15 protein-coding genes, 1 tRNA gene, 1 other RNA gene and 1 pseudogene are annotated in these 23,082 nt (G+C 66.1%); 6 read left to right on the plus strand and 12 right to left on the minus strand.

Annotated features, from left to right (window positions below):
* Nucleotides 1-202 precede the first annotated feature (202 nt).
* The 3 genes and pseudogenes from ACIBI6_RS24485 to ACIBI6_RS24495 form a co-directional block, all read right to left on the minus strand.
* On the minus strand, nucleotides 203-2,353 hold the full coding sequence (locus tag ACIBI6_RS24485; protein ID WP_364358411.1) for a 3-hydroxyacyl-CoA dehydrogenase NAD-binding domain-containing protein: 2,151 nt from the start codon (nucleotides 2,351-2,353) through the stop codon (nucleotides 203-205).
* Nucleotides 2,354-2,456: 103 nt separating this feature from the next.
* A complete protein-coding gene (locus ACIBI6_RS24490; protein ID WP_364358414.1) occupies nucleotides 2,457-3,671 on the minus strand; it encodes an acetyl-CoA C-acetyltransferase in 1,215 nt (404 codons plus the stop codon).
* Between the two features lie 1,914 nt (nucleotides 3,672-5,585).
* A pseudogene (locus ACIBI6_RS24495) lies at nucleotides 5,586-7,184 on the minus strand (DNA polymerase III subunit gamma and tau); the annotation flags it as partial.
* 467 nt (nucleotides 7,185-7,651) lie between these two features.
* On the opposite strand from ACIBI6_RS24495, the gene ACIBI6_RS24500 reads away from it, so the two are divergent.
* Nucleotides 7,652-8,476 (plus strand): hypothetical protein, encoded by an 825-nt coding sequence (locus ACIBI6_RS24500; protein ID WP_364358417.1) that lies wholly within the window; start codon nucleotides 7,652-7,654, stop codon nucleotides 8,474-8,476.
* An 82-nt stretch (nucleotides 8,477-8,558) separates the two neighbouring features.
* Entirely contained in the window at nucleotides 8,559-9,854 is a 1,296-nt protein-coding gene (locus ACIBI6_RS24505) for an ammonium transporter (RefSeq protein ID WP_396957986.1), read from the plus strand.
* A 33-nt stretch (nucleotides 9,855-9,887) separates the two neighbouring features.
* Here the strand turns inward: ACIBI6_RS24505 and ACIBI6_RS24510 are convergent, their stop codons facing one another.
* Nucleotides 9,888-10,919, minus strand: coding sequence for a neutral zinc metallopeptidase (locus ACIBI6_RS24510; RefSeq protein ID WP_396957988.1), 1,032 nt, complete (start codon nucleotides 10,917-10,919; stop codon nucleotides 9,888-9,890).
* A 307-nt stretch (nucleotides 10,920-11,226) separates the two neighbouring features.
* On the minus strand, nucleotides 11,227-12,417 hold the full coding sequence (locus ACIBI6_RS24515) for a neutral zinc metallopeptidase (protein WP_364359703.1): 1,191 nt from the start codon (nucleotides 12,415-12,417) through the stop codon (nucleotides 11,227-11,229).
* Between the two features lie 153 nt (nucleotides 12,418-12,570).
* Here ACIBI6_RS24515 and ACIBI6_RS24520 point away from each other — a divergent pair, with 153 nt between their 5' ends.
* The gene (locus tag ACIBI6_RS24520; RefSeq protein WP_364359700.1) at nucleotides 12,571-14,181 is read left to right on the plus strand and encodes a DUF2207 family protein; all 1,611 of its coding nucleotides are present in this window, start codon (nucleotides 12,571-12,573) and stop codon (nucleotides 14,179-14,181) included.
* 353 nt (nucleotides 14,182-14,534) lie between these two features.
* On the opposite strand, the gene ACIBI6_RS24525 is transcribed toward ACIBI6_RS24520, so the two are convergent.
* From ACIBI6_RS24525 to ACIBI6_RS24545, 5 genes are all read right to left on the minus strand, one after another.
* A complete protein-coding gene (locus ACIBI6_RS24525) occupies nucleotides 14,535-15,812 on the minus strand; it encodes an ROK family protein (protein WP_396957991.1) in 1,278 nt (425 codons plus the stop codon).
* 403 nt (nucleotides 15,813-16,215) lie between these two features.
* Entirely contained in the window at nucleotides 16,216-17,649 is a 1,434-nt protein-coding gene (locus ACIBI6_RS24530; protein ID WP_364359709.1) for an MFS transporter, read from the minus strand.
* Nucleotides 17,650-17,791: 142 nt separating this feature from the next.
* On the minus strand, nucleotides 17,792-18,181 hold the full coding sequence (locus ACIBI6_RS24535; RefSeq protein ID WP_364359694.1) for a hypothetical protein: 390 nt from the start codon (nucleotides 18,179-18,181) through the stop codon (nucleotides 17,792-17,794).
* Nucleotides 18,182-18,339: 158 nt separating this feature from the next.
* A complete protein-coding gene (locus ACIBI6_RS24540; protein WP_396957993.1) occupies nucleotides 18,340-19,053 on the minus strand; it encodes a hypothetical protein in 714 nt (237 codons plus the stop codon).
* A 112-nt stretch (nucleotides 19,054-19,165) separates the two neighbouring features.
* Nucleotides 19,166-19,759 carry an HhH-GPD-type base excision DNA repair protein gene (locus tag ACIBI6_RS24545; protein WP_040685946.1) on the minus strand — a complete coding sequence of 198 codons (594 nt, stop codon included), beginning with the start codon at nucleotides 19,757-19,759 and terminating at the stop codon, nucleotides 19,166-19,168.
* Nucleotides 19,760-19,947: 188 nt separating this feature from the next.
* On the opposite strand from ACIBI6_RS24545, the gene ACIBI6_RS24550 reads away from it, so the two are divergent.
* A complete protein-coding gene (locus ACIBI6_RS24550; RefSeq protein WP_396957996.1) occupies nucleotides 19,948-20,796 on the plus strand; it encodes a methyltransferase domain-containing protein in 849 nt (282 codons plus the stop codon).
* Nucleotides 20,797-20,798: 2 nt separating this feature from the next.
* Nucleotides 20,799-21,236: an SRPBCC family protein gene (locus tag ACIBI6_RS24555; RefSeq protein ID WP_364359682.1), complete on the plus strand. Its 438-nt coding sequence runs from the start codon at nucleotides 20,799-20,801 to the stop codon at nucleotides 21,234-21,236.
* A gap of 49 nt (nucleotides 21,237-21,285) precedes the next feature.
* Here the strand turns inward: ACIBI6_RS24555 and ACIBI6_RS24560 are convergent, their stop codons facing one another.
* A complete protein-coding gene (locus ACIBI6_RS24560) occupies nucleotides 21,286-22,575 on the minus strand; it encodes an aminotransferase class I/II-fold pyridoxal phosphate-dependent enzyme (RefSeq protein ID WP_364359678.1) in 1,290 nt (429 codons plus the stop codon).
* Nucleotides 22,576-22,719: 144 nt separating this feature from the next.
* Nucleotides 22,720-22,814, minus strand: an RNA gene (gene ffs, locus ACIBI6_RS24565) — signal recognition particle sRNA small type.
* A 128-nt stretch (nucleotides 22,815-22,942) separates the two neighbouring features.
* On the opposite strand from ffs, the gene ACIBI6_RS24570 reads away from it, so the two are divergent.
* A tRNA-Ser gene (locus ACIBI6_RS24570) sits at nucleotides 22,943-23,030 on the plus strand.
* The last annotated feature ends 52 nt before the right edge of the window (nucleotides 23,031-23,082 follow it).

Here is a 23,082-nt window from a genome sequence, read left to right on the forward strand (position 1 = left end):
GCCGCCGTGAATTCGGTGGCGGCTTTACCTTCGGATGAACTACTGTCTGGCAAGCTAGTGCCACGATCTGGGTAACCTGCTCGGCCGAGGTTCGGACACCGGGCCGAAGTCGTTGCCCAGCGGCGCCTGCGCCCCGAAACGGCGAAAAGCCCGCCACCGCGAAATGCGGTGGCGGGCTTGCCGTTAGCGAGTTACCGCGTGACTACTTGCGCAGCGAGGCCGGGACCTCGAAACGCTCACCGTAGGTCTTGGCGAGGTAGTCGGCGCGCTCCACGAAGGCCGCCTGGCCGCCCGGGTAACCGACGATGAACTGGTGCACACCACCGGTCCAGGCCGGGTAGCCGATGCCGAAGATCGAGCCGATGTTGGCGTCGGCGGTGGTGGTCAGTACACCCTCGTCGAAGCACTTCTGGGTCTCGATCGCCTCGATGAACAGCATGCGGTCGATCAGATCCTGCAGCGGCACAGCAAAACCGGCGGTGGTCTTGAAGTGCTCGCGCAGCCCGGGCCACAGGCCGAGGCGCTTGCCGTCCTCGTCGTATTCGTAGAAACCGGCCTTGCCCAGACGACCCGGACGGCCCTGCTCGACCAGGTAGTCGATGACATCCTGCGCCGGGTGCCGCTTCACACCGAGGGTGTTGTCACCCTTCTCGGCGGCCTCCAGGGTCTCCTTGGCGATCTTCTGCATCAGCGTCAGGTTCAGCTCGTCCGACAGCTGCAGCGGCGCGGCCGGGTAGCCCGCCTGCAGGCCCGCCTGCTCGATGGACGCGGGCTCGATGCCCTCGTTGAGCATGGCGATCGCCTCGTTGACGAAGGTGCCGATCACGCGCGAGGTGAAGAAGCCGCGGCTGTCGTTGACGACGATCGGGGTCTTCTTGATCGCGAGGGTGTAGTCGAACACCCGGGCCAGCGCCTCATCGGAGGTCTTCTCACCCTTGATGATCTCCACCAGCGGCATCTTGTCGACCGGCGAGAAGAAGTGGATGCCGATGAAGTCCTCCTGGCGCTTCACACCGGTCGCCAGACCGGTGATCGGCAGGGTGGAGGTGTTCGAACCCAGCAGCGCGTCCGGGGTGACGATGTCCTCGATCTCCTGGAACACCTTGTGCTTGAGCTCGGTGTTCTCGAAGACCGCCTCGATGACGAAGTCGACACCGGCGAAGTCGGCCGGATCCGCGGACGGCTTGATCCGGTCCAGCAGCGCCTTGGACTTCTCCTCGGTGGTCTTGCCGCGCGAGAGCGCCTTGGCCTCGATCTTCTCGGAGTAGTTCTTACCGCGCTCGGCCGCCTCGATGGTGACGTCCTTCAGCACGACCTCGTAGCCCGCCTTGGCCGAGACGTAGGCGATGCCCGCGCCCATCATGCCCGCGCCGAGCACACCGACCTTGCGGATCTCCTTCTTCGGGACATCCTTGGGCCGCGAACCGCCGTTGTTGATCGACTGCAGGTCGAAGAAGAACGCCTGGATCATGTTCTTCGCGACCGGGCCGGTCAGCAGCGAGACGAAGTAGCGCGATTCGATCAGCGACGCGTTGTCGATGTCGACCTGCGAGCCTTCGACCGCGGCCGACATGATGGCGCGCGGTGCGGGCATGTTGGTGCCCTTGAGCTGCTTGCGCAGGTTGGCCGGGAAGGCCGGGAGGTTGGCGGCGAAGGCCGGGCTGGACGGGGTGCCGCCCGGAATCTTGAAGCCCTTCTTGTCCCAGGGCTGCACGCCGCCCTCCGGGTTGGCCTTGATCCACGCCTTGGCGGCGGGCACCAGCTCCTCGACCGAGCCGACGACCTCGTTGATCAGGCCGAGTTCCTTGGCCTTGGCCGGGCGATACTTGTTGCCCTGCAGCAGGAACTGCATCAGCGCGCCCTGCAGGCCGAACATGCGCACGGTGCGGATGACACCGCCACCGGCAGGCAGCAGGCCAAGGGTCGCCTCGGGCAGGCCGAGCTGCACGCCGGGCACATCCGCGGCGATTCGGTAGTGGGTCGCCAGAGTGATCTCCAGGCCACCGCCGAGGGCGGCGCCGTTGATCGCCGAGACGACCGGCTTGCCCAGGGTCTCCAGCCGGCGCAGCGCCGACTTGATGGTGCCGAGCTCCTCCATGAGGGCCTGGCCGTCTTCCGGGCCGACCTTCATCATGTTCTTCAGGTCGCCGCCGGCGAAGAAGGTCTTCTTCGCGGAGGTGATCACCACGCCGGTGATGCTGTCCTTCTCGGCCTCGAGCCGGTCGACAGTCGCGGTCATCGACGTCTTGTACAGCTCGTTCATTGTGTTGGCGCCCTGGTTCGGGTCGTCCATCGTCAAAACGACGATACCGTCCGAATCCTGCTCCCAACCGATCATGTTGGTCTCGCTCACAGCTCCGTGTCTCCTGTGTCTAATTGGCGGCGTTCGCGGTCCCTCCGTGTACCGCCTCCGGGCCTGCGCGAACGCCGCCGTGAATTCTCAGCTGTCGGTTGGGTTAGACGCGCTCGATGATCGTGGCGACGCCCATGCCGCCACCGATGCAGAGGGTGATCAGCGCGTAGCGGCCGTTGCGGCGCTCCAGCTCGTCGACCATGGTGCCGGTGATCATCGCGCCGGTGGCACCCAGCGGGTGGCCCATCGCGATGGCGCCGCCGTTGACGTTCAGCTTCTCGTCCGGGATCTGCAGATCCTTCTGGAACTTCAGCACCACGGAGGCGAAGGCCTCGTTGATCTCGACCAGGTCGATGTCATCGAGGGTCAGGCCCGCCTTGGCCAGCGCCTTCTTGGCGGCCGGGGTGGGACCGGTCAGCATGATGGTGGAGTCGGCGCCACTGGTGGCGGTCGCGACGACGCGCGCACGCGGGGTCAGGCCGGAGGCCTTGCCCGCCTCTTCCGAACCGACCAACACCAGCGCGGCGCCGTCGACGATGCCCGAGCTGTTACCGCCGTGGTGGACGTGGTTGATCTTCTCGACGAAGTGGAACTTCTGCAGCGCCACGGCGTCGAAGCCGCCCATCTCGCCGACCACGGCGAAGGACGGGTTCAGCTTCGCCAGGTCCTCGGCGGTGGTGCCGGGACGCATGTGCTCGTCGTTGTCGAGGACGACGAGGCCGTTCTGGTCCTTGACCGGAACGATCGACTTGGCGAAGTAGCCGCCAGTGGTGGCCTTGGCGGCGAGCTCCTGCGAGCGCACGGCGTAGGCGTCCACGTCATCGCGGGAGAAGCCCTCGATGGTGGCGATCAGGTCGGCGGAGACACCCTGCGGCACGAAGTAGGTGTCGTAGTTGGTGGCCGGGTCCAGCGCCCAAGCGCCACCGTCGGAGCCCATCGGCACGCGGGACATCGACTCGACGCCACCGGCGATGACCAGGTCGTCGAAGCCGGAGCGGACCTTCTGCGCGGCAAGGTTGACGGCCTCGAGGCCGGAGGCGCAGAAGCGGTTGAGCTGGAAGCCGCCGACGGTGTCGGGCAGGGCGGCCACGGTCACGGCGGTGCGGGCGATATCGGCACCCTGGTCACCCACCGGCGCGACGACACCCAGGATCAGGTCCGAGATCCGGTCCTCGTCGAGGTTCGGGAAACGGCCGCGCAGCTCCTGGATCAGACCAACAGTCAGATCGATCGGCTTGACCGAGTGCAGCGAACCGTTCTTCTTGCCGCGTCCGCGCGGGGTGCGGATGGCCTCGTAAATGTAGGCCTCTGTGGTCATATCGGAGTGTTCCTTCCTTAAGGGTGCGGCGGCCGAACATTCGTCCGTCCATGCGAGTGACCTCGCCGATCGGGTCCGGAGACCGACCGTCCTGACGCTGTACAAAAGTCGACAAGCAGCGGCGATGACGAGTACTTGGTACACGCATGCCTGCGCATACCATAGAACTTCGCCATACCGCGGCTCGCGGCCACCCGTTCATACTACCGTCGAGTGCGAACTCCGGTTAACTTAACGTCCTGTGAACGAGGGTTGTCAACCATCCAGCCGTGTGGCACCCAGCTCACTTTTCAGCAACTCCAAGGCCACCTCATCCGGGTCGCGCCGATCCCCCGGCGCCACCGGGGTCTGCGATTCGGCCAGCATTTCCTGCTCCTCCTCCGGGGTGGAGGGCGGCGGGACGCCATCGGTCGGCCCGTAATCCATCGGGCCGGGATCATCCGGTAGATCCGGGTAATCGGGCGGCGGAATATCGTCATCGCCGCGGAACGACCGAGCGTCACCACTCGGCGCGGACCGCTGACCAGCGCCCGCCGCCGGATCGGGGGCCGCCGCCCTGGCCTGACTCGGCCGGGAGAACCGCGGCGGTGCAGGCGCATCCGAACCGCGTCCGGCCGGGTTGCCGGATTCACGTCCCGGCGCATTAGCCGCCTGCTGTCCGCCGTGACCGCGCCCCCGGCTCGCCTTCGGTGCGGCAGCCGCGGACCGAGGCGCGGCCCCACCCGCCTCCCAGCGCACCGGATGATCGCTGCCGAGCACAGCCCGCACCGCCGACCGCACCGCCTCCACATTCCGTGGATCCGACAGCCGCTGCGCCAACGGCGCATGCTGATGCGCGAATACGATCACCTCCCCCTCGATCCGCGCCACCGACGCCCCCGACAACAACGCCTGCACCGTAGGCCCGAACTCCCGGACCTTCGCCCGAATCTCCCCCCAGGCCCCTTCCACCGCCCGCAGCAAATCCCCATCCCCTTGCCCCCCAGCCCCTTGCACCCCAGCCCCTTGCCCCCCAGCCTCCGCACCGGCCTGGTCCGCGAGACCCTGCGCACCGCTCTCCTGCGCGCGCACCTGCTGTACAGCAGCAACTTGCGCGCCGCCCTGCTGCGCCACACCACCCGGCCGCGCGAGAGCAGAAGCCGCCCCGGTCGTCGACTCACCTACTTGCGCCGCGCCAGCTGCAGCCGGATCCGCAACACCCCCCTCCGACCGTTGCACCACATCATCGCGATCCGCCGCGACACTCGCGGCCGCCCCACCGGCCTGCCCACTCACCTGAGCCGCACCAGCCCCAGTCCGATCCGCAACACCCCCCTCCGACCGTTGCACCACATCATCGCGATCCGCCGCGACACTCGCGGCCGCCCCACCGGCCTGCTCGCCCGCACCGGCCCCGGACGCCACCCGATCCGCGGCAACCTGATCGGACTGATGATCCGAAATCGACTGCGCAGCATCTGAATTCGAAAAGTCCGCCGAATCCGCAGCCCCAGTGCGGTCGCCCTGTCGCGGTGTAGTTGTCTCGGAGACAGCCCGCGTTCCTTCCGGTTCCAACAATCCGGTGGCAGCCGGCGAACCCGCGGCACCAGCGAACTTCGCCTCGCCGCGGCCAGGCGCGACGGCTCGATCCGCGGCTTCGACGGCCGAAGACGAGACGGAAGCCTCTGCCTGAGCGGCATCGACCGAAACAGTGCCAGCACCCGACGAAGCATCAAGGCGTGCTTGTCCCGAGGACGCCTTCTCGACCGGTGCGCCGCTTGTCCCGGTCGCCGCATTGCCTCCGGTGGGCTGTGGCGCGCCGAGTTGTCCGGTGCTCGGTCCCCGGTCGACGGGTGTGGGATCCACACCCGTCTGCGTCTCGCCGCGCGGCGCCGTCGAATCGCCCGGCACGAAGGCGAATCCGGCCCCTGCGTCGCTTTGCCCGGCGTCCGCGCTCTGCCCGGCAGCCGAATGCTGGCTTGCGGTCGGACCCTCTGCTGTCGCCGCGGCTTGTGCTGCCGTCGAGTGCTGTGCTGCCACAGTGCCCTGTCCGACCGCCGGATTCTGCCCACCGGCAAGGCCCTCCGGATCGGCACCGCGCCCGGCAATCGACTGCTGTTCCACAGCCGCTGCACGCTCCGCAGGGAGACTCTGCCCTGGAGCTCCAGCCTGCCCAGCAGCACCAGCCTGCCCAGCAGCACTCTCGAGGCTCGCGCCTGCGCGGGTGGCGCCCTTTTCGCGGCGAGCAGCGGCGAGGAGTTCCGCACCTCGGCGGCGTGCGGGTTCATTGGACGAACGCGGCGACGTTGCGGAGGTCGGGGGTTCGGCCTGCGCCGGAGCGGCAGTGGGTGCCGCGGCGGCAGGCGGCGCGATCGCTCCGGTCGCTATGCCGCGTTCGAGGCGCTCGAGGCGTTGCAGGGTTGCGGATTCAGCATCGGAGACCGATGGGAGGAGCATGCGGGCGCAGACGATTTCGAGCAGGAGGCGAGGGGCGGTGGCGCCGCGCATTTCGCCGAGGCCCTCGTGCAGGAGTCCGGCGTGCCTGGCCAGAGTGGCCGGGCCGGCGCGTTCAGCCTGTTCGCGCATGCGGTCGAGGACATCGCCGGGGCCGGAGACCAGGCCGCGGTCGGCGGCGTCGGGGACGGCCTGCAGCAGGATCAGGTCACGCAGACGTTCCAGCAGGTCGACGGCGAAGCGGCGCGGATCGTGGCCCGCCTCCATCACGCGGTCGATGGTGCCGAACAGGGCGGCGCCATCGCTGGCGGCGAGCGCGTCGATCGCATCGTCGATCAGCGCGACGTCGGTGACGCCGAGCAACGAAACCGCCCGCGAATAGGTGACACCCTCGGGTCCGGCGCCCGCGAGGAGCTGGTCGAGCACACTCAAGCTGTCGCGCGGCGATCCACCGCCCGCGCGAATCACCAACGGGTACACCGCCTCATCGACCGGCACCTGCTCTTGCTCGCAGATCTTGCCGAGCAGTCCACGCATAGTGGCGGGCGGCAGCAGCCGAAACGGGTAGTGGTGCGTGCGCGAGCGGATGGTGGGCAGCACTTTGTCCGGCTCGGTGGTGGCGAAGATGAAGATCAGGTGGGCGGGCGGCTCCTCGACGATTTTGAGCAGCGCGTTGAACCCGGCCGTGGTGACCATATGCGCCTCGTCGACGATGAACACCCGATACCGCGACTCCGCCGGCGCGTAGAAGGCCCGATCGCGCAGTTCGCGGGTGTCGTCGACACCGCCGTGACTCGCGGCGTCCAGTTCGATCACATCGAGATTGCCCGGTCCGCCCGGCCCGAGCGCGACACAGGATGGGCAGACACCGCATGGTGTCGAGGTGGGGCCCTGCACACAGTTCAACGAGCGCGCGAGGATGCGCGCCGATGAGGTCTTGCCACAGCCCCGGGGACCGGAGAATAGATAGGCATGACTGATGCGACCGGTGTCGAGCGCGGTACTCAGCGGGTCGGTGACGTGCTCCTGACCCACCACTTCAGCGAACGTTGCCGGTCGGTACTTCCGGTACAGAGCCACGGCCAGAGGTTACCGGCGCCCACCGACAAAGCACATTCCCCTCGACCGACAGGCCGGGCGCGGCGTGCCACCGGGCGTTTCACATCATGATTGTGATGTAGATCACATGATACTCGAACCTTTGTTAGTCCCCACTGATCAGCGGCGAAGGTGGCAATGCCGGAGCAATCGAAGACCGACAACGGACGAACGACGAATTTTGGCGCCCGTCCAGTGCACTTCGCGCCGATTAGTTGAACTCACGCCCCGGTTCGAGACCCATTTGCGGATATAACGAATCAATCAACCAGCATGACATCTACGCAATCGCCTGGCTACCGTGGTTATCGGCAACTTCGGTAGCCAAACCTTCATCAGGTTGGTGGCCCCGGCCGGTCCCTCATCCCGACCGGGGCACAACCTGAGCCCACAATTTCCCGGCGCTTTTCCGCCGACTCACACCACTTTCACCGGAGGAAATTTCCACCGTGCCGTCGTGTGACGACATCGCCGCCGCCTGGCTTTCGAGCACCGATTTCGCCGACGACCATGCCGCCGTCGACCTGCTCAGCCGGGCGATCAGCCCCCAGGACTTCGCGATCAAGCGCGATTCGCTACCGGTGGCCGCAGCCGCCGATCCGTCGACCGCCGCCGCCATCCTCGAGCTACTGGAACGCGGCCAGGTGCCGACCATGGCGGCGATCCGCACCCTCACGGCGCAGAACGAGATGCGCCGGGAGGCCGAACGCATCGAACGCCTCGGCCGCCGCGCTCAGCGCAGCATCGATGACTTCGGCCGCATACTGGCCCGGCTGGCCGAGGACCATTGGATCGCGCACGGCACCGGCCCGACCCGACGCGACGTACTGCAGTCCGAACCGGTGATGGCGCTGATCCGCGACCGGATCGGCGATATCGCGCCGACCGCGGTGAAACATCTCTGGTTGATCGAGCGCGCACAGCGCGCAGGCTGGATCGCCTCTGATGCGAGTCCCGGATCCCTCTGCGCCGCACGACGCTTCTACTCCGCGAAGTACGGCAACCGGGTCTCGCTGCGACCGGTCAATACGATCGGCACGATCGTGGCGACCTACCTGCGCGATTATCTAGCCGAAAACGACCGCCCGCCGCGCTGGTCCACCCTCGCCCACGACCTGCGCGACGACCGCGGCCGCCGGATCTTCCACGACACCGCCGACGCGCGCATCCAGCGCCGGTGGCTCACCACCGCCGAATGGATGGCCGAGCGCGAGGACCTGCCGGTACCCGGGCGGCGCGGCCTGCGCGCCTTGGCAAAGAAGGCGCGGCGCTGAACTGTCTGGGCCGATAATCAGCGACGATGTGAGCATTCGGTAACTTCTTCGCAACGCATGTAAGCGTGGAAGGAGTTACCCCGTGTCCTCAACCATCGATCCCGCGGCCACCGCCTGGCTGCTCATCAGCACCGCCCTGGTGCTGCTGATGACGCCCGCGCTGGCCATTTTCTACGGCGGGATGGTGCGCTCGACCGGCGTACTCAACATGCTGATGATGAACTTCATCGCGATCCCGCTGGTAACCGTGGTGTGGCTGTTGGCCGGTTACAGCCTGGCATTCGGCAAGGACGCGGGCGGCGGTCTGATCGGTAATCTCGACCACTTCGGGATGGCAGGCATCGATCCCAATTCCGTACACGGCACGATTCCGGAACTGCTGTTCGCCACCTTCCAGTTGACCTTCGCGATCCTGACCGCGGCACTGGTCAGCGGTGCGATCGCGGACCGCGCGAAGTTCGCGGGTTGGATGGTCTTCGTACCGCTGTGGGCGCTGGTGGTCTATGTGCCGATCGCGCACTGGGTGTGGGGGCCGGACGGCTGGCTGGCCAGCTTCGGCGCGCTCGACTACGCGGGCGGCATGGTCGTGGAGATCGCCTCCGGCGCCTCCGCGCTGGCGCTGGCGCTTGTGCTCGGCCCGCGCATCGGCTTCAAGACCGATGCGATGCGTCCGCACAACCTGCCGTTCGTGCTGCTCGGTGCGGGTCTGCTGTGGTTCGGCTGGTTCGGTTTCAATGCCGGGTCGGCGCTGACCGCGAATGGTGTCGCGGCAGCGGTATTCCTGAACACACTGGTGGCGGGCTGTCTTGGCATGCTCGGCTGGCTCGCGGTCGAGCAGATCCGCGACGGTCGACCGACCACCTTCGGTGCGGCCTCGGGTGTGGTGGCCGGTCTGGTCGCGATCACGCCTTCGTGCGGTTCGGTGAATACGCTCGGCGCGCTCATCGTCGGCCTGACGGCCGGTGTGGTGTGTTCGTTCGCGGTCGGCTGGAAATTCAAGGCTGGCTATGACGATTCGCTCGATGTGGTCGGTGTGCACTTCGTCGGCGGAATCGTCGGCACGCTGCTGATCGGACTGTTGGCCAACCAGGTGATGACCGGTGGTGTCGAGGGTCTGTTCTACGGCGGCGGACTCGCGCAGTTCGGCAAGCAGCTGGTCGGTGTGCTGGTGGTCGCGCTGTACGCGTTCGCCGTCTCCTTCGTGCTCGGCAAGGCCATCGACCGGTTGCTCGGATTCCGGGTCAGCAAGGAAGACGAGATCGCAGGCATCGACTCCGTGCTGCATGCGGAGACCGCGTATGCCGAAGGCGTGCACGGACATGCGCCGCGGCGTTTCGGTGAGGGGCACTTCGGGCTGCCGCACGGTGGCGATCACTGATACGAAGTTCCCACCGATGCGCGAAAGCGCCCGCTAGGACACCTCGTCCGACGACATATTCCAAGTGTTGCATTGAAAGGTCCGGTCGTAGTTCTGGCCTTGCTCGAACCACGCCCCGTAGTGCTGGGTGGTGCCGTGATCGCGGGCATCGCCGGACTTATCTCCACGCCCGTACTGATCCGCTGTTGTTCGGCTTTGCTCCGCTTTGTCGAAGGCACCATCGACGACCGAGGTGCCGACGTACATTCCGGCAAAGCACTGCGCCTCCAACTCCATGCGACGCGACAATTCCAGCCCGAGCGCGCTGCGCGCTCCCGCATCCGAACGCTGGCTGCTCATTGCCTGGGTAATGCCGGAGATCGCCTGCACATGATGGCCGTATTCGTGCGCGAAAACCGTCAAGTAGATCACCGTGTCATTGCCATACCGCTCGATCTGGATCTTGTCCAGAGGCAGGTAGATCGTGTGGTTCGCCGAACAGTAAAATGCTGCCCAATTTGCACTTCCGGAGCCACATGGTGATGCCGCGTCCGCCCCGCGTGCGGGCACGCTCACAGCCGGGCTGGAGTACGGCAGGTTCGCGCCTTGTAGAACGGGACGCCATTTCTTATCGAGACAGGCGGCGGCAGCCTGGAAAAACCGGGTGGCGGCGTCGACCGTCGCGGACCAGGCCGGATAACTGCACTCGGCATTGATCACACCCGCGTCGCTGTCACGGAACAGCGGGTTATCACCGGTTTTCGCAACAGGTTGCGGTCCAGCGGGTTTCGTCGTCGTCGGCGCGGCGGCACGGCTGGTGGTCGCCGCGGCGGCGCGCGATGTCGGACTCGGCGAGGAGGTCGACGATGTCGGCGGCGTGTAGGTGTAGCTCGGCGTCGGCGGGGTGTAGGCAGACGGACGGTTGTGCTTCTTCTCGTTGTCGGCCGAAATCGCGGATGAGACAAAGAGTCCGACGACCACGACGATGACCGTCAGCACACCGAGCAGGGCACTGAGCCCAACACCCGAACTCCGGCGGCGCGGCCGGTACGGACGCGGCGGATAACCCGGCCGCTGATACGGCATCGGCGGACCGTACGGCGCCGCGTAAGGCGGAGGGTAGCCGGGCGGATAACCTTGTGGCGGACCATTTCCCGGCGGTTGCGGGTATCCGGGTGCGGGTTGATATCCCGGTGCGGATTGATGCCCGGGTGCGGGTTGATGCCCGGGTGCGGATTGATGCCCGGGTGCGGATTGATGCCCAGGCGCGGATTGATGCCCAGGCACGGATTGATGCCCAGGCGCGGATTGATGCCCAGGCGCGGATTGATGCCCAGGCGGCGGCTGGTATCCAGGCGACGAACCGTAGCCGTAGGGCGGCTGCGTCATCTACTCACGACACCGAACTGGCCGACGCGGTGAAGGTATTGCACTGTGCCGCACGGTCTTTGTCCACCCCGATCTCGAACCACGTGCCGCCGTTCGCCGCGGTCCCGTGATCGCGCATATCACCGCGCTGGTCACCGCGGCCGTGGGCGTCGCGGCGGGCGAGAGTGATCTGCGCGGTGGTCAGCGAACCGCCATTGGCCGAGGAGCCGAGGTACATGCCGTCGAAGCAGTTGGCCTGCAACTCGATTCGGCGCGAGAGCTCCAGACCCTTGTCGCTGCGGACGCCCGCGTCGACGCGATCACTGTTGGCCTTGCGCAGGATTCCGGCCATCGCCTGTACGTGGTGGCCGTACTCGTGGGCGAAGACCGACAGGTACACGATCCAGTTGTCCTTGAACAGATCGGTCTGCAACTGGCTGATCGGCATGTAGATGGTCTTGTTCGCCGGGCAGTAGAAAGCAGCGAAATTACTGGTGGAGCCGGTGCACGGCGTAGTGATGCCGTCCGTGGTCGCGCTGACATTCAGCGTCGGCGACTGGAATGGCAGATTCTTCTGCGCCAGTATGGGTTTCCACGCCGATTCCAGGCATCCCGCGGCGGTATCGAAGAACTTGCGCGCGGTGTCCACCTGGGTGCTCCACGGCGAGTACGAGCACTTCGCCGGGATCAACGTGCTGTTCGGATCGGTCAGCAGCGGGTTGGTTCCGGTCTCCGATACGCCGCCGTTCGAATCCGGTGTGTAGGTCATGCTGGGACCGGGGCCCGACGAAGTGTTGCTGTGCCTGCCGTGCGAAATCGCGCCGCGCACCAGGCCACCCGCGACCACGAACACAATGATCAACAGCAACGCGATCCATCCGCCGCCGCTCTTGCGCTGCTGCGGTGGACGTCCGGGCGGACCGTAGGGCATCGGGGCACGCTGTCCGTATCCGGGCGCTGGATAACCAGGCTGCTGGCCATAACCCGGCGGCGGACCATAACCGGGTTGGCCGTAACCGGACGGATAACCCTGCTGCTGGCCATATCCGGGCTGACCATGGCCATATCCGGGCTGCCCATAACCCGGCTGCTGGCCATAACCGGGCTGCCCCGGGGCGGGACGATATCCAGGCTGCCCATATGGCGCACCGGAACGGGGCGGAACCGGTTGTCCACCAGGCGGAACCGGCCCATAGCCGTACGGTGGTTGGGTCATGTCCCCCGTACCCCCTCGTCTCATGATCGCCGACCGTGTTGGATTTGCGGCGCTCCCGGGGCCATTCATGGTTACGCTGCGCTACCGCCTGCGGGCCCGTCGCTCGCGCCGGGCTGCTGACGCAGCTTAGCAACTTGTCTAGAGTAGGCAGCCATGCTGACTTTACGGGGGGGCGCCGCGAGCGCGCTGCTTCTCGCCGCTGCGGGAATGCTGGCCGCCGCACCGGTTGCCCACACGGAGCCCGCAGCCGATGGCGTCGATATTGTCGCGGATCTGAAGCTGAGCCGTGAGGGTGTACTCGAGGTCACCGAGAAGGTGACCGTCCCCGCCGACAGCGGCTTCAAAATGACACTGCCGCTTCGCCTCAAGGTCGGCGACGACGTCGAACGCGTCTTCAAGGTCACCGATGTCGACACCAAGGGCGCCGGCACCGCGACGGTCGCGAATGATCTGTTCACCATCGACGCCAAGCCGGGCGAATCGACCTTCACCTACGCGATCCACAACACGGTCAGCGACGCACCGGGAACCCAGGTCTTCCGCTGGCTCGGCACCATCAATGCCGATGTCGCATCGATCGACGCATCCCTTATCAGCCCGAGCTACGAAATGGGCGTGGTGGACTGCAAATTGGGTCCCCCCGGCAATCTACGGCAGTGCTCGGATCTGCAGATCGAAGCGGACGGTGTGCTCTATTGGCGCCAGACCGACCTGCGCAAGGGCGACAATATCGACCTGACCCTGCAGCTGCCGCCCGGCACGGTGCCCGCCAACGCCGATATTCGCGACAACAGCGAGGCGGGTGCCTTCTCCGTCACGACTCCGGTGCTCGTCGCATTCGGTGTGCTGCTGCTCGCACTGGCCGCAATGGCGGCCTGCGTGCTCAAGACCAGGCGGGAAAACGCCGCCGCCACAGCCGGTTCGGAGACGATCGACCCGCTGCTGCGCGACGGTAAGCAGGTCCAGTTCACCTCTCCGGACGGTATTCTGCCCGGCGAGGCGGGCGTTTTACTCGACGAACATGCCGATCCGAGCGATATCGCCGCGACGGTAATCGACCTTGCCGTGCGCCGGTACATCTGGATTACGCCCGTCAGCGATAGCGACTGGCGCATCGACCGGGTGAACGCCGCCGATGACCAACTGCGCGATTACGAAAAGGCGGTCTACCGCGCACTACTGCCGGACGGCACCGATTCGGTGACCGTCGGCGAATTGCGCACGCCAGGCCGTGTGCAGTCCCAAACGGTACGCAGCGCAATGCTCGCCGACGCCGTCGAGCGCGGTGCCTTCATCGACCGGGCCCGGATCGGATTGCCGATCCTGTCGGGTGGGGCACTGATCGTCGGCGGTATCGCCGCGACCGTCGCCTTGGCGCTCACCTCGGGCAGCGCATTGGTCGGTGTCGCCATTCTGCTTGCCGGCGTCGCGACCGTGCTGTTGCCGCGATTCCTACCGGTCCGCACGGCGCAGGGCCGCGAACTCGTCGGCCGGATCCGCGCGCTCCAGCGCGGCTTGGACGCGACTACCCGCGACCAGATTCCGCCCGCCGACCAGGAATTGGTCTTCTCGCGTGCACTGCCGTTCATGGTGATCGGCGGCCGCGCCGACAACTGGATCCGCGCCTTCCGCGAGCTGAACCTCGCCGCCGACTCCCAACCCGGCCTCTACTGGTTCGGCACCTTCGAACGCGACCGCAACCTGCAACGCTTCGCCGGCCACTTCCCCTACTTCATCACCGCCCTCGAAGCACTCTTCGCCTAAGGCCGCGACCGCTGAGATCCCCCGCCCCGCACGACAGCGGGACCGCTGCCCACCCAGCCGCCGAACCCACCGGCGCGCCCACTGAATGGTAGGCAGCCCATCGACGGTAGTCATACGGTGGCTCGACGCCCAGCCCCAACCACCATATGACTACCTCGAAAATGAAAGTCCCTGCAACGCAACCACAGCCGGTCCGAGCGTTGGCACGGCACACGACGTGCCCAGCGCGGTCGGGCAACCACTCGACAGCAATTGACGGGACTGTCGAGGCGGGGAGTCTGTGCGGGACAAGCGGACCCCGCTGCGACCACCAAGCCGTCGCGCAGTGCCGCTTACGTTGTCGATGTGCGGGGCTAGTCCGAAAGCACCGTGCGACGGATCGCTGAAAGCGGATCCGCGTAGAGAACACTGAGTGAGGTGACCACCGCGGCGAATTCCTGCACCTTGCCGCCGAATCCGCTGATCCGGATATCGGTCGGTGGGAGTTGGGAGGACTGGGTGAAGGCGCGGGCGACGTGGGCGACCGCGGGGCGGTAGCCGGTGAAAGCCTGGCCGCCGAGGATCACCCGGTCCGGATTGAGCATGTCGCGGACCATCGCGACGGTGTGTCCGAGGATGGTGGCTCGTTCGGCGAGCAGCTCCTGCGCATCCGCCGCGCCCGCCTCGGCGGCGCGGTACAGGTCGGCGATGGTGGTGCCGCCGGTGCCCTTGTGCGCCGGAATGATCCCGCGCCCAACGGCTCTGGCGTGCAGCGACCGATCACCGACGGTCACCTCGAGGCAGCCGCGCCGTCCGCACGTGCATTCGACATCGGAGCCGGTCGGGAAGTGCGCGATCGACCCGGGACCGCTGCTGGGCGTATGCACCCGGCCGTCCAAAGTCACTGCGATACCGGCGGTTTCGCGAACATAGAAGTACAGGCTGCTGCCCGGACCACCGGTGCGTGCACCATCGCGCGGCTCGCCGGTCGGCAACAGCAGCTCCGACGCGGCCATGGCCTCGACGTGCGGCGCCACCGAAACCGGCAGCTCGAGCACCTCGCCGAGCACCGAACCGATCTGTGCGCCTTGCCAAGCCAACTTGGGGTGATCGACGATACCGGTCGCGGGATCGACCCGCCCACCGATCGCCACCCCGGCCCAGAGCGGTTTGCGCCTATGCCAGCGCTGCAGGAAGGCCTTGGCACTGCGCGCGACGGTCATGGTCGCGAAGTCCTGACCGGTCTGTGGCGTAGCGATCGCCAGTCCACCGAGGATGCGACCGCGCAGATCGGCCGCGACAATCTTGGTGACCGCGGCGCCGATGTGGATGCCGAGGGTCAGATAGGCCTCGTGGTCGATTTCGAACGGCACCCGCGGACGTCCGACCGCGCCCGATGCGGTCAGGTCGGGGCGCTCGCGCAGCAGCCCGGTGGCCAATAGTGCGGACACCTGACGGTTGACCGTCGCGATGCTCAAACCCGTTGTGCGCGCGGCATTGTCACGGGAAACCGGACCGCTGATCGCGGCGCGCAGCACGGCTGCGGCCGGGTTGTCGACGATGCGCAGCTCCGGCGCGACGACGGGACGCTGGACACGGACACGACCGGTGACAACCCTGGAGGCGGATCGATCAAGGGTGGGGAGGGACATATGAAGATTCCTTGCTGAAGTCCCGTACCACGGGACGTGCCTACATGTGCGGCGACGGGGCAGCGCACGAGCCGAAAGAGCGGCTCAGCTGCAGCAAGAACAACACAGTTCGCGAGTCAACGGCAGTCGCAGACCCAGCGCGGCGGTCACGTAGGTGACCCGCGGTGCGGTCGGACGGCTCGAAGACATGGGATCAAAGTTAACACCGAAATCGCCGCGCACCAAGCCCTATCGGCGAGCCCGGAACTCCTCGGATGGGTGGTTCGTTCCGAAATCCTTGGCGTGCACCGGGTTCCGAGCAAAATGTGGTCCAGAGCACGATTTGTCCGAAAAAGCCGAATGGAGGCCGCCACTTCGGCGACCCCCATGGGGTGACTGGCTCGCCCGATCCCGGGCTATTCGGTTACGCCGCTTCCGCGACCAGCTGACGACGGGCCAGCAGTGCGGTGGCCGAGGCGATCAGCCCCACCAGCGCGACCGCGGTGACCAGGTACAGGCCCGGCCGGTACTGCGCGATGCTGGTGGCGGCGCCGCCGCTGATCAGCCCGGTGACCACGGCGAGCACGACCGCGCCACCGATCTGACCGGAGGTCTGCACCAGCCCCGAGGCCAAGCCCTGCTCGTGGTCGGCGATGCCCTCGGTGGCCTGCACCATGACCGAGGAGAAACCGAGTGCGAAGCCCAGTCCGAGCAGCAGGAACGCGGGCAGGTAGGCCACGACGTAGGTCGGGTCGGCGCTACCACCGAAGGAGATGAACCAGACGTACCCGATCACGAACGAGGTCATCGAGGCGATGATCATCGGCGTGGTGCCGTAGCGGTCGATCAGCTTGCCCGCGACCGGCGACAGGATCGCCACGATAATGCCCGTCGGTGCGAGGGCCAGCGCCATCTTCAGTGGCGTCCAACCCAGGGTGTTCTGCAGGTACAGCGACACGATCGTCTGGAAGCTGATGTAGGAGCCGAAGATGGCGAGTGCGGCCAGATTCGCCCGGACGATCGACTTCACCTTGAAGATGCTCAGCCGCACCAGCGGGTGGGCGACCCTGTTCTCCACCACGAAGAAGGCACTCAGCAGGGCGATGGCGATTACGGTGGTCGCGACAACCGTTGCGGTGAGGCCCTTTTCGGGTGCGGTGACGATGGTGTAGACGGCAGCCAGCATGCCACCGGTCAACAGTGCGGCGCCGGCGAAGTCGATGCGGCCCTGCTCCTTCTCGATATTGCGCGGCACCACGAAGTAGGCGGTGAGTACCACGGCCGCGACGACCAGCACCGGGACGTAGAAGGTCAGTCGCCAGTCGATGCCGGTGAGCAGGCCCGAGACGATCAGACCGGAGGCGTAACCGGTGGCGCCGAAGACCGTGAAGATCGACAGCGCGCGGTTGCGGTCGTGGCCTTCCTTGAAGGTGGTGGTGATGATCGAGAGTGCGGCGGGGGCGGTGAATGCGGCGGCGACGCCCTTGATGATGCGGCTGGCGATCAGCAACGCACCGTCATCGACCAGACCGCCCGCGAGTGAGGCGAGTCCGAAAACCACCAGGGCCGTGAGGAATACCTGCCGACGGCCGAGCAGATCGGCGGCTCGGCCACCGAGCAGCAGCAGGCCGCCGTAGCCGAGGATGTAGCCGTTGACGATCCATTGCAGGCTCTCGGTATCGAGGCCCAGTTCGGATCCGATGGACGGGAGGGCGACGCCGACCATCGAGACGTCGAGCGCATCGAGGAACATCGCCAGTCCGGCGACGAAAAGCACGGCCCACAACTTCGGGCCCCAACGGCCCGGAGTGTGCTCGGTCGGTGCGACGGTCCGGGTATCGGATGCGGTAGCTGTCATAGTCACGTTCGGTAATTTAGATGCGCACGCATTAAATGTCAACGCAAGTAATGCGCGCACATGAAAGCCCAGGTCACGATCTTGCTGGTCAAGCCGAGAAGGGCCCGCTCAGTACTGAGCGGGCCCTGTGTCCGTGGTGCGGTCAGCCCGGGTAGACGTAGTGCTTCGGCCCGAAGTGGCCGGTCCCGCTGGAGCCCGCGTATGGCAGGTCGAGCGGGGCGATGTTGAGCTTGTGCGGGTTGCCGTCGAGGTCTGCTTGCCAGCAATCCTGCTGTACGCCATGGAAGCTGGTGCAAACGATCCGGGTGCTCGTACCGAACGGTGAGGTCAACCGGTTCCGGTCGGAAAGCGGATTCCAGTAGTCAGGATCGGATTGGACCGCGAAGTCCTTTGTCTCATAGACCTGGAACGCGCCGCCACCGTCCGAGGGCCAGTCGTCGGCTACGGCAGCACCCGCACCGATCAGCAGTGTGGCGCCGGCCGTTGCGAAGGGTAGGGCGATTCGCAGAACACGCTTTGTCTCGAAGTTCATCTCGATCCTCTTCTGCTTCAGGAGTCTCTGAACAGCCTGAGCATCCCACCCCGGGTCCGCCGCCCCATCTTCCCGGCGACAAGAAGCCCCGCCCAGTCGAGAGGTACTGGGCGGGGCCTGTTTCCGTGGCGACGGTGAGGCCACGGATGTCGTAGGACCTACTTGGCCGGGACCAGCGGCTGGTTGATGGTGGTGAAGTACTGGATCGCCGCACCGATCGCGACCGGAGCCGTGATCAGGATCTGACCGGCCAGGGTGCCCAGCGCACCGATGGCGATGATGCCGCCGAGGCAGCCGATGGCCGCGGCCGGGATGAACGGGCCGAAGAGGCCGACGATGGTGGCCGAGGCGACCGTCGCACCGGCGATACCCCCCAGGACGCACCCTGCCGCACCGCCGACGAGACCACCGACCAGCGTGCCGATGGTGGCCCCCGCCGAGATGGTGCTCGTCAGTCGGGTCCAGGCCGCGACCTCACGGTCGTATTCGGTCTTCCACGGCGCCTTGTCCTCATAGGGCAGCGCGACCGGCTTATATGCCGCATGTTCGCGATCGATCTGCGGGGTCAATGTCGCGGTGCGATCAGAAATCTGTGCGGCGATCGGGAATTCGAAGTCATCGATCCGGAACCGCAGCGGAGTGCCCCCGAGCACGGTGCCATCGGCGGCCTTGATCTTGAAGACATCGTCCTCGACCACCAGCGAACCCGCGTCGGTCTTGATGATCGATGAATCGTTCACCGCCTCGGCGGTGAAATTGATTGCGCCATTGTCACTTTCGGTCGCGGCCGGGGCGGCGCCAGAGGTGCCCGCGGCCACTCCGGTCGCCATGGTCACCAGCGCCGCGACGACGGCGAGCTTCCTCATCTTCATGTACTGCATTCCCTCATCTAGGTGTTGCTATCGAGGGGAAGCATCGACGAGAAATCAATCGGGCACGAGGGAAAAATACAGACAGATTCGAATAGGCAAACCCGGAGCGACCTCAGGACTTCTTGGCCGCGGCCTTCATCTGCTTCTTGAAAGCCCTTACTTCCAAAAGGGATTCGCCGTCGACAATATCGGCGGCCGAGCGCCGCGAGCCCGCTTCGGAGTAGGCGCCGGCCGCCGCTTCCCACCCCTTCGGCTGCACTCCGAGCTGCTTGCCGAGCAGCGCGAGGAAGATCCTGGCCTTCTGATCGCCGTAGCCCGGCAGGTCCTTCAAACGACGCAACACCTCTTTGCCGTCCGGATCCCCCTGGGTCCAGATGCGTTCGGTCTTGCCGTCGTAATGCTCGACCACATAGCGCGCGAGTTCCTGGGTGCGACGTGCCATGGACCGGCCGTAGCGATGAATGGCGGGCGGGGTCGCGCACAATTCTTCGAACGCCTCGGTATCGGCGTCGGCGATCCGCTGAATATCGAAGCCGTCCATGCGGTCGGCAATTTTCTTCGGCCCACGGAAGGCGTGTTCGAGCGGAAACTGCTGATCGAGCAGCATGCCGGTCAGTAGCGCGAAGGAATCCTCGGAAAGGAGTTTGTCCGCCTCCGGCTCCTGGGCGAGACACAGCTTGACAGTCGCGGACTTCGCTTTGGCCACGGGACTTCCTTTCGCTGGTACCGGACTCAGTCGATCATCTCACTCGGCGCCACTGGCGACCGCTCGCAGGTCGCTCGAAAATGTCGGCCGCGTGATCCGGCCCACCCGGATCGGTGGCATGCCCGAATCGTGACTGATCTCACAGACCTGCCGTGCGATGCGGTCGGTGCCGAAGTAGGCTCAGCGCCATGCCTCAGACGACGGCAATACCAAGAGACGGAATCGGGCCCATGAATATGCAGGGGTTACGCCCGGATCGCTTCGACAGCGCGGGCCAGGATCAGTTGGTCGATGTACGGGATCTGCAGGCGGCACTGCCGGGCATCCGCCGACTGCGCACGTGGGCACATGACGCATTGGCGCTGCAGCCCGGCGAAAGTGCGGTCGATGTCGGGTCGGGCACCGGTTCGGAGGTCATCGCTATCGCGGACGCGGTCGGCCCGACCGGCACCGCGATCGGCGTCGAACCCGATCCGCAACTGCTCGCCTCCGCCGAACGCCGCGCTCTGCAGGCCGGTTCGACGGCGAAATTCCATTCCGGAGACGCCTATGGACTGCCGTTCGGCGCGAACAGCTTCGACGCCGCCCTCTGCGAGCGGGTGTTCCAGCACCTGACCGCACCGAATCGCGCCGCCAACGAGATCGCGCGGGTGCTCAGGCCAGGTGGCCGCATCGTGGTGACGGACAGCGACTGGGGCACGGCGATCGTGCATCCCGGCGACCGGCAGGTCGTTCGGGAGGTCGTCGACACCCTGATCGCCGCAACCACCAACCCCTTCTCCGGCCGCAGGCTGCCCGGACTGCTGACCAAGGCAGGCCTGGTGATCGACGAGGTCGGCTCGCACGCCCTGGTCCAGGACCGGACGGTCGGGGCAGGCGCGCTGGTCAATCGCATCTCGGCGATGGCGGTCGCGCGCGGTTCCATCACCGAGGCGCAGCGCGATCAGCTCATCGCGGATCTGGAACGGGGCGCCGAAACCGGTGACGTGCACCTATCGGTGACCATGTTCGCCGTGCTGGCGCATAAACCCCGCTGATCGTGGCGGTCGACGTATCGATCGAGGCGGTGATCGAGCGTCCACGTGCCCAGGTCGCCGCGTTCGCGGGCGATCCGTCGAACGCCCCGCGGTGGTACGCCGATATCGACCGCATCGAATGGCAGACCGAGCCGCCACTGCGGGTCGGATCGCGCATGGAATTCGTCGCGCGGTTCCTCGGCAGACAGCTCGTCTATACCTATGAAGTAGTCGAGTACCTGCCCGGCGAACGACTGGTGATGCGCACCGCCGAGGGACCGTTCCCGATGGAGACGACCTACACCTGGGCCGACGCCGGAGCGGACCGCACCCGAATGACCCTGCGCAACACCGGAACTCCCAGCGGATTCGGCAAAATGGCCGCACCGATCATGGAGGCGGCAATGCGGCGGGCCAATCGCGCCGATCTGGCACGGTTGCGGGCACTACTGGAGGCTTGAAATATGGTGGGCGCGTATCGATTCGATACGCGCCCACCATATTCTTCGACTACTTCTGGAGCAGCTTCTCGGTGGCCGCGAGCAGTACGCAGGTGGCCAGACCGTCCATTGCCTTCTCCAGTTCCGGCAGCTGCGGGAAGCTGGGGGCGATGCGGATGTTCTTGTCTTCCGGGTCATTCTTGTACGGGAAGGCCGAACCGGCCGCGGTGAGCGCGATACCCGCATCCTTGGCCAGTGCGATCACCCGGGCCGCGGTGCCCTCCAGGACATCGAGGCTGATGAAGTAACCGCCCTTCGGCTCGGTCCAGGACGCCACCTTGGACGCGCCGAGCCGATCCTCCAGAATCTTCAGTACCAGTGCGAATTTCGGTTCGAGGATGGCGCGATGCTTCTGCATATGCGCACGCACGCCATCGGCATCCTTGAAGAACCGCAGGTGGCGCAGCTGGTTGATCTTGTCCGGACCGATGCTCTTCTTCGAGGCGTGCTCGAGATACCAGCTCAGGTTCGGCGTGGAGGCCCCGAGGAAGCTCACCCCCGCACCGGCGAAGGTGATCTTCGAGGTGGACGCGAAAACGATGGGGCGGTTCGGATTTCCGGCCGCGGCGGCCATACCGAGCACATCGAGAACGGGGGCGGCGGTATCGGTCAGCGGATGTACCGCGTAGGCGTTGTCCCAGAACAGGCGGAAGTCCGGCGCTGCGGTGGGCATCGAAATCAACTCCTGGACAACCTCTTCCGAGAAGATGACGCCGGTCGGGTTGGAGTAGTTCGGCACCGCCCACAGACCTTTGATCTGCGGATCATTTGCCACCAGTTCGGCAATGGCGTGCACATCCGGTCCGTCGTGACCGATCGGAACCGGAATCATCTCGAAGCCGAGCGCCTCGGTGATCGCGAAATGCCGGTCGTAGCCGGGGCTCGGACACAAGAACTTCAGCGTGGGCTCGGCCACCCAGCGGCGCTCGGAATCCGGTGTGCCGTACAGCAATGCGTAGCTGATCACATCGTGCATCAGCTCGAGGCTGGCGTTATTGCCCGCGATCAGGTTCTCGACCGGAATGCCGAGCAGCTCGCCGAAGATCGCGCGCAATTCCGGGAGACCGTGCAGCCCACCGTAGTTGCGGCAGTCGGTGCCGGTGCCGTCCTTGAAATCGCCGGGACCGGGCAGGGTGAGCAGTTCCGCGGAGAGGTCGAGTTGTTCCGGCGAAGGTTTACCCCTGGTCAGATCCAGCGTGAGCTTCTCGGTCTTGAGCGTCGCGTAATTCGCGGTCTGGGTCTCGTGTTCGGACACGAGCTCAGGGGGGCTCATCAAACCGATCTGCGTTTGCCGGGGCATCCTGGGCAGCCTTTCGAAGCAGCGAAGGGGCGATTGACGTCCGAGCCGATGTGCCGCGGTCGGACCGTTGATCCGGCCGAGCGCGTTCGACGTCCGGCGGACCGTGTTCACGTTACCCCGGCGGTTGCTCCGAATTGGAGTGAATATAGGGGACCCCGCGCACCCGGCAGAGCCCGTTGACCCTTGCTGCCTTCCGGCCCTGGGGGAGTTCACAGGATGCGCGCCGCGCGGGATCCGTTCGTAAGTGTAGCTGGCGGATCCGACAATGATCACCACCGGGGGCCCGAAAATGGTCCGAACTGGGACTTCCCCGCCCGACCAGCCCCAATTTGGTGACCTACCGGGTGCACCCGGTATGCTGCTGCACGGAGGATTCGCCTAGTGGCCTATGGCGCTCGCCTGGAACGCGGGTTGGGTTAACGCCCTCAGGGGTTCAAATCCCCTATCCTCCGCCACAAACAGCAGGTCAGGCTCGTTTACGCGAACCTGACCTGCTGTTTTTGTACG

The sequence above is a fragment of the Nocardia sp. NPDC050412 genome, assembly GCF_044458825.1.
Taxonomy (GTDB): Bacteria; Actinomycetota; Actinomycetes; order Mycobacteriales; family Mycobacteriaceae; genus Nocardia.

Coding starts and splice junctions, on each gene's coding strand:
- ACIBI6_RS24490 (WP_364358414.1), bottom strand. CDS start 3,671: ATGACCACAGAGGCCTACATTTACGAGGCCATCCGCACCCCGCGCGGA.
- ACIBI6_RS24510 (WP_396957988.1), bottom strand. CDS start 10,919: ATGCCGTATCAGCGGCCGGGTTATCCGCCGCGTCCGTACCGGCCGCGC.
- ACIBI6_RS24515 (WP_364359703.1), bottom strand. CDS start 12,417: ATGACCCAACCACCGTACGGCTATGGGCCGGTTCCGCCTGGTGGACAA.
- ACIBI6_RS24520 (WP_364359700.1), top strand. CDS start 12,571: ATGCTGACTTTACGGGGGGGCGCCGCGAGCGCGCTGCTTCTCGCCGCT.
- ACIBI6_RS24525 (WP_396957991.1), bottom strand. CDS start 15,812: ATGTCCCTCCCCACCCTTGATCGATCCGCCTCCAGGGTTGTCACCGGT.
- ACIBI6_RS24530 (WP_364359709.1), bottom strand. CDS start 17,649: ATGACAGCTACCGCATCCGATACCCGGACCGTCGCACCGACCGAGCAC.
- ACIBI6_RS24535 (WP_364359694.1), bottom strand. CDS start 18,181: ATGAACTTCGAGACAAAGCGTGTTCTGCGAATCGCCCTACCCTTCGCA.
- ACIBI6_RS24540 (WP_396957993.1), bottom strand. CDS start 19,053: ATGAAGATGAGGAAGCTCGCCGTCGTCGCGGCGCTGGTGACCATGGCG.
- ACIBI6_RS24550 (WP_396957996.1), top strand. CDS start 19,948: ATGCCTCAGACGACGGCAATACCAAGAGACGGAATCGGGCCCATGAAT.
- ACIBI6_RS24560 (WP_364359678.1), bottom strand. CDS start 22,575: ATGCCCCGGCAAACGCAGATCGGTTTGATGAGCCCCCCTGAGCTCGTG.